General features: G+C 63.4%; 1 pseudogene. It reads left to right on the top strand.

Features of this window, described 5'->3' with window-relative positions:
* Positions 1 to 49: 49 nt before the first annotated feature.
* Positions 50 to 738, top strand: a pseudogene (locus ON20_RS36805) (transposase); the annotation flags it as partial.

Genomic DNA, 738 nt, shown 5'->3' with positions numbered 1-738 from the left:
CCAGACTCCTGACCTGTGAGGATTCGTCCTCGCTGGAAGGATGTTCACCATGCCGAAGCCGTATCCCGAGGAGTTCCGCCGCGACGTGGTCGCCGTCGCCCGCAAGGGCGAGATCCCGTTGACCCAGATCGCCAAGGACTTCGGGATCTCCCAGAGCTGTGTGAAGAACTGGGTGAAACAAGCCGAGATCGAAGACGGGCACCGGCCCGGCGCCACCCGCGACGAATCGGCTGAACTGCGCGAAGCGCGCAAGCGGATCCGACAGTTGGAACAAGAAGCCGAGGTCATGCGCCGCGCGGTCGCCTATTTCTCGCGTGACGTCAACCCAAAATGAGCTACCCGCTGGTCCTCGACCTGGCCGCAGACGGGATCCCTGTCGCGGTGACCTGCCGGGTACTCGGCTTCTCCACCCAAGCATTCTATAAATGGAAGCGATGCCCTGTTTCGCAACGTGATTGGGATGACGCGCATTTTGATCAACGCCGCCCTCGATATCCATGCCGAAGACCCGGCTTTCGGCTACCGCTTCATCGCCGACGAGCTGCCCGCCCGCGGTATCCGTGCAGGCGAGAACCGGGTCGCCAGGTTGTGTTCGGCGCAGCGGATCTGGAGCGTATTCGCCAAGAAACGCGGGTTGAACCGCAAGGCCGGCCCACCGGTCCACGACGACCTCGTTGGGCGCCGCTTCACTGCCACCGCCCCGAACGCCGTGTGGTTGACCGATATCACCGAGCACGC

It is taken from the genome of Nocardia brevicatena NBRC 12119 (assembly GCF_000308495.1).
GTDB lineage: Bacteria > Actinomycetota > Actinomycetes > Mycobacteriales > Mycobacteriaceae > Nocardia > Nocardia brevicatena.
The sequence above is the reverse complement of the archived record's forward strand: the minus strand, read 5'-3'. Positions and strand labels throughout refer to the sequence as shown.